Raw genomic sequence first — 5,392 nt, forward strand, 5'->3', positions numbered from 1 at the left:
CGGCTGACCCTGTTCCCCCCCCCCCGGGGGGGGGGGGGGGCGCCCCCCCCCCCCCCCCCCCCCCCCCCCCCCTCGACTCTACCGACCCCCACCGTCATCCCCGGTACACGCGGCTTAGAACCAAAAGGAATAACATTCTGGCCCATGGCGCGGGCGCGCGACCGTCTGCGCTGGTAGGCTGCACGCCCCCTTCCGTCACCCAGCCGGTGAGCCACGCCCGTGATCGAGTTCCAGCGCCTGCACAAATCCTATGCCGTTGCCGGCCGCGCAGTCAGCGCGCTGCAGCCGCTGGACCTGACCATCGAGGCCGGTGAGGTATTCGGCATCATCGGCCATTCCGGCGCCGGCAAGTCGACCCTGATCCGCATGATCAACCGCCTGGAAGAGCCCAGCGGTGGTCGCCTGCTGATCGGTGGCGAGGATGTCACCGCACTGGATGCGGACGGCCTGCGCGCACTGCGCCGGCGCATCGGCATGATCTTCCAGCACTTCAACCTGCTGTCGTCGCGCACGGTGGCCGGCAACGTCGCCTTCCCGCTGGAGCTGGCGGGCACGCCGAAGGCGGAGATCGATGCACGCGTGGCCGAGCTGCTGCAGACCGTAGGCCTGGAGGCGCACGCGCAGAAGTACCCGGCACAGCTGTCCGGTGGGCAGAAGCAGCGCGTCGGCATCGCCCGTGCGCTGGCGACCCGCCCGCAGATCCTGCTGTGCGACGAGGCCACCAGTGCGCTGGATCCGCAGACCACGGCCTCGGTGCTGTCGCTGCTGTCGAAGATCAACCGCGAGCTGGGCCTGACCATCGTGCTGATCACCCACGAGATGGATGTGATCCGCCGCGTCTGTGACCGCGTCGCCGTGCTCGACGCCGGCCAGATGGTCGAGACCGGGCCGGTCACCCGGGTGTTCCTGCATCCGCAGCACCCGACCACGCGCCGTTTCGTCAGCGAATCGGAGCACGTGGATGAAGGCGCGCTGCATCGTGATTTCGATGCCGTCGGTGGCCGCATCGTGCGGCTGACTTTCCTCGGCGGAGACACCTACGAACCCCTGCTCGGCAGTGTCGCGCGGGAGACCGGGGTCGACTACAACATCCTGTCCGGCCGTATCGACCGGATCAAGGACACCCCGTATGGACAGCTGGTGGTCGCCCTGGTGGGCGGTGACCAGTCCGCCGCGCAGGCCGCGTTCGTGGCTGCCGGCGTGCATGTTGAGGAGCTGCGTCGATGATCATCGCCACTGCCGGCGGATTCTTCCGCCACCTGGATGCGGGCAAGTGGGCCGACATCGGCCAGGCCACCATCGACACCCTGCTGATGCTGCTCGGTTCGCTGCCGCTGACCCTGGCCATCGGCCTGCCCCTGGGCGTGCTGCTGTACCTGTTCGGCGCGCCGCAGATGAAGCGCCGTCCGTTCGCCTACGGCGTGCTGGCGCTGGTGGTGAACCTGCTGCGCTCGGTGCCTTTCATCATCCTGATGATCGTGCTGATCCCGGTCACCCTGTTCCTGATGGGGACGTCGCTGGGGGTACGCGGTGCGATCGTGCCGCTGGTGATCGGTGCCGCGCCGTTCTACGCGCGCCTGGTCGAAACCGCACTGCGCGAAGTGGACCGTGGCGTGATCGAAGCGACCCAGTCGATGGGTGCCACCACCTGGCAGCTGGTCACCCGCGTGCTGCTGCCGGAAGCGCGTCCGGGCCTGATCGCCGGTGCGACGGTTACCACGGTGGCGCTGATTGGTTTCACCGCAATGGGCGGCGCGATCGGCTCCGGCGGCCTCGGCGACTTGGCGTTCCGCGACGGCTACCAGCGCTCGCACACCGACGTGGCCCTGGTCACCGTGGTCCTGCTGCTGATCCTGGTGCAGCTGCTGCAGATGCTCGGCGACCGCCTGGTCGCGCATTACAGCCGCAGATGACGAGGCGCCGGGGCGCTGCCCCGGCGTCGCCCGGCGCATCGCGGCAGCCGGCCAGCGGCCGGCTCTACCCCATTGCCTGGAAATGGTAGTGCCGGCCGCTGGCCGGCAATCCCACCTGCAATCAACGCACGTTCGGTACTTCGTAGCCCAGCTTGCCGACCTGCTCCGGGTGCTGCGGCACGCGCTTGAGCTTGTCGGTGTTCACGCCGTACTCGTCACGCAGCCGCTCGGCCAGCTCCTTGTACAGGGCTTTGTCCATGTCCGGCGTACGCGAGAAGATCCAGGCCATTTCGCGGCCCGGGTAGCCGATCAGCGCCCACGAGTAATCCGGCGCTACTTCCAGCACCCTCGAATGCGTAGGCACGACACGGTAGAACCAGGTGCGCCAGCCGTGGTTGCCGCTGTCCGGGTCGACGCTGGCGCGGGCACGCACTTCCTGCAGTGGTTCGCCGAAGCCATCACGGTAGCGGTAGGTGATGCCGACCTTGTGCGCGTCGCGCAACTCGTACTCGTTGACGCTGGCGACATGGCCCCGTTCGATGAAGTTCGGCACGCGGCCGATCACATACCAGGTGCCCATGAAACGCTTCAGGTCGATCGGCGCATCCGGGTCGGCGGCGCGCGGAGCGCTGGCACGGGGCGACGGCGGCTCACTGGCGGCCACGGCGGGGCCGGCCAGGGACAGGGCCAGCAGCGCGGCGCAGAGCGGGCGGATCGAAGTCATGCGGGAGCGGGCTCCAGTGGGCTTGCACGCGCATGGTCGACTGTGTGCACGCGATCCGTCAATGGTGTCGCAACCTGTGAGAAGGGGGTTGCCCATGCTGTGTTGCATTGTCCACCGGAGATGCCCCATGAACGTACGTTCCGTCCGCCGCTCTGCAACTGAACGCGTCATTCTCGAGCGTGCCGACCCGCGCCTGCTGCGCGGCGTGCAGCAGCTGGCCCTGGCCGGTATGGCGCTGGTACTGGTCTGGCCGGCCGCGCGCGGCAGCAGTGCCTGGCTTGGCTGGCTACCCATGTGGCTGGTCGGCATGCCGTTGGTGGCCTGGTGGGCGTTGCTGCGCTTTCCGTTGCCGCGCCTGTCGTGGCTGCGGCTGGCGCGTCGTACCGGTGGACAGGCGCGTCGCCGTAGCGGCGGGGCGGTGCGAGGCCGTCGCGGCTCCACCGCCGCGGCCTGACCTTCGACACGGGGGCGGCCGCGGCGATCCATGCTAGCGTTCCACGGCTTATGACTGCCTGGAGCTGCAATGTCTCGACTCGCTTCCGCCTGCCTGCTGGCCGGCATGATGACCGCTGCCTCGGTGGGGACCGCCGTGGCCGCTGAAGACACCGATCGCTACGCCTGGCTCGAAGACGTCACCGGCGACAAGCCGCTGGCCTGGGTCAAGGAACAGAACGCCAAGTCCGAGGCGCGCCTGGCGCAGACCCCGGCCTTCAAGCAGATGGAGACCAGCATCCGCGAGGTGCTCGACTCCGATGCCAAGATCCCCGGCGTGCAGAAGATCGGCGACTACTACTACAACTTCTGGAAGGACCAGCAGCACGAGCGCGGCCTGTGGCGGCGCACCACCCTGGCCGAGTACCGCAAGGCCTCGCCGCAGTGGGAAACCGTGCTCGACCTGGATGCGCTGAACAAGGCCGAGGGTGAGAACTGGGTCTGGCACGGCGCCGATTGCCTGCGCCCGGATTACAGCCGCTGCCTGATCGCGCTGTCGCGCGGCGGCGCCGACGCCGACGTCACCCGTGAGTTCGACCTGGCCAACAAGACCTGGATCAAGGACGGCTTCTTCCGCCCCGAGTCCAAGGGCGGCCTCAACTGGGTCGACCGCGACACCGTGTTCGTCTACACCGACTTCGGTGCGGGCTCGATGACCACCTCCGGCTACCCGCGCGTGGCCAAGTTGTGGAAGCGCGGCACGCCGATGGCCTCGGCCACCGTGGTGTACGAAGGCAAGCCGGAAGACATGTACATCGCGGCGATGCACGATGACACCCCGGGCTTCGAGCGCAACCTGGTCAGCCGCACGCTGGCGTTCTACAACAACGAGCTCTACCTGCGTAGCGACGACGGCACACTGACCAAGATCGACGCGCCGAACTCGGCCGAGAAGAGCCTGCACAAGCAGTGGCTGACCCTGGAACTGCGCGATCCGTGGACCGTGGGCGGCAAGACCTACGCGTCCGGTTCGCTGCTGGCCACCAAGCTGGATGACTACCTGGCCGGCAAGCGCGACTTCGAGGTGCTGTTCACCCCGACCGCGACCACCTCGCTGGCCGGCGCCACCTGGACCAAGAGCCATCTGGTGCTGAACGTGCTGGATGACGTCAAGAACCGCCTGTCGGTGCTGACCCCGGGCGCCGATGGCTGGCAGACCAGCCGCTTCGTCGGCGCGCCGGCCTTTGGCACGCTGGCCGTGGGCGCAGTGGACAGCAACGACAGCGATGCGGTGTGGCTGACCGCCACCGACTACCTGACCCCGACCACGCTGGCTCTGGCCGAGATCGGCCAGGCGCCGGAAACGTTGAAGACCATGCCGGCCTTCTTCGATGCCAAGGGCAAGGTGATCGAGCAGCACTTCGCCACCAGCAAGGACGGCACCCGCGTGCCGTACTTCGTGGTGCACGACAAGGCAATGAAGCTGGACGGCTCCAACCCGACCCTGCTGTACGGCTATGGTGGCTTCGAGATCTCGCTGACCCCGAACTATTCCGGTGGCATGGGGCGCGCCTGGCTGGAGAAGGGCGGCGTGTACGTGGTCGCCAACATCCGTGGCGGCGGCGAGTACGGTCCGCGCTGGCATCAGGCCGCGCTGAAGCAGAACCGTCACAAGGCCTATGAAGACATGGCTGCGGTGGCGCGCGATCTGGTCAAGCGCAAGATCACCAGCGCCAAGCACCTGGGCGTGCAGGGTGGCAGCAACGGCGGCCTGTTGACCGGCAACATGCTGACCCAGTACCCGCAGCTGTTCGGTGCAGTGGTGGTGCAGGTGCCGCTGCTGGACATGAAGCGCTACAGCCACCTGTTGGCCGGCGCTTCGTGGATGGCCGAGTACGGCAACCCGGATACCAGCGACTGGGACTTCATCAAGACCTTCTCGCCGTACCATCTGTTCAACGAGAAGAAGAACTACCCGCCGGTGCTGTTCACCACCTCCACCCGCGATGATCGCGTGCACCCGGGCCATGCCCGCAAGATGGCGGCGAAGATGATCGACGCCGGCAAGGACGTGACCTACTACGAGAACATCGAAGGTGGCCACGGCGGTGCAGCCAACAACGCGCAGGCCGCGCACATGTCGGCGCTGGCCTACAGCTTCCTGTGGGAGCGGTTGGGCGGTAAATAAGCAGAACGGAAAACGCCGCCCCAGGGCGGCGTTTTTCATTACCGGCAGTGCCGGCCGCTGGCCGGCAACTGCATCATTCACGCATTCCCGGGTAGCCGGCCAGCGGGCGGCACGACCGTCAACGGGATCCTTGCC

Annotated in this window: 5 protein-coding genes; 4 read left to right on the forward strand and 1 reads right to left on the reverse strand. The window is 67.6% G+C overall.

Features of this window, described 5'->3' with window-relative positions; translation table 11 throughout:
• Nucleotides 1-219: 219 nt before the first annotated feature.
• Entirely contained in the window at nt 220-1,227 is a 1,008-nt protein-coding gene (locus V3B46_RS10705; RefSeq protein WP_032129022.1) for a methionine ABC transporter ATP-binding protein, read from the forward strand.
• Nucleotides 1,224-1,913: a methionine ABC transporter permease gene (locus tag V3B46_RS10710; RefSeq protein ID WP_088479131.1), complete on the forward strand. Its 690-nt coding sequence runs from the start codon at nt 1,224-1,226 to the stop codon at nt 1,911-1,913. The genes V3B46_RS10705 and V3B46_RS10710 overlap by 4 nt, the downstream gene beginning before the upstream one ends.
• A gap of 121 nt (nt 1,914-2,034) precedes the next feature.
• Here V3B46_RS10710 and V3B46_RS10715 read toward each other — a convergent pair whose 3' ends face one another.
• Nucleotides 2,035-2,637, reverse strand: a complete 603-nt coding sequence (locus V3B46_RS10715; RefSeq protein ID WP_154264471.1) for a lipocalin family protein — start codon at nt 2,635-2,637, stop codon at nt 2,035-2,037.
• A gap of 127 nt (nt 2,638-2,764) precedes the next feature.
• On the opposite strand from V3B46_RS10715, the gene V3B46_RS10720 reads away from it, so the two are divergent.
• Complete coding sequence (locus tag V3B46_RS10720; RefSeq protein ID WP_154264470.1) at nt 2,765-3,091, forward strand: hypothetical protein; 327 nt, start codon at nt 2,765-2,767, stop codon at nt 3,089-3,091.
• A gap of 69 nt (nt 3,092-3,160) precedes the next feature.
• Complete coding sequence (locus V3B46_RS10725) at nt 3,161-5,257, forward strand: prolyl oligopeptidase family serine peptidase (RefSeq protein WP_329891873.1); 2,097 nt, start codon at nt 3,161-3,163, stop codon at nt 5,255-5,257.
• The last annotated feature ends 135 nt before the right edge of the window (nt 5,258-5,392 follow it).

Source organism: Stenotrophomonas sp. SMYL11, from assembly GCF_036320005.1.
Classification (GTDB): domain Bacteria; phylum Pseudomonadota; class Gammaproteobacteria; order Xanthomonadales; family Xanthomonadaceae; genus Stenotrophomonas; species Stenotrophomonas maltophilia_A.

Bases quoted from the DNA above. Each gene is read 5' to 3' on its own strand.
- V3B46_RS10710 (WP_088479131.1), top strand. From the start codon at position 1,224: ATGATCATCGCCACTGCCGGCGGATTCTTCCGCCACCTGGATGCGGGC.
- V3B46_RS10720 (WP_154264470.1), top strand. From the start codon at position 2,765: ATGAACGTACGTTCCGTCCGCCGCTCTGCAACTGAACGCGTCATTCTC.
- V3B46_RS10715 (WP_154264471.1), bottom strand. From the start codon at position 2,637: ATGACTTCGATCCGCCCGCTCTGCGCCGCGCTGCTGGCCCTGTCCCTG.
- V3B46_RS10725 (WP_329891873.1), top strand. From the start codon at position 3,161: ATGTCTCGACTCGCTTCCGCCTGCCTGCTGGCCGGCATGATGACCGCT.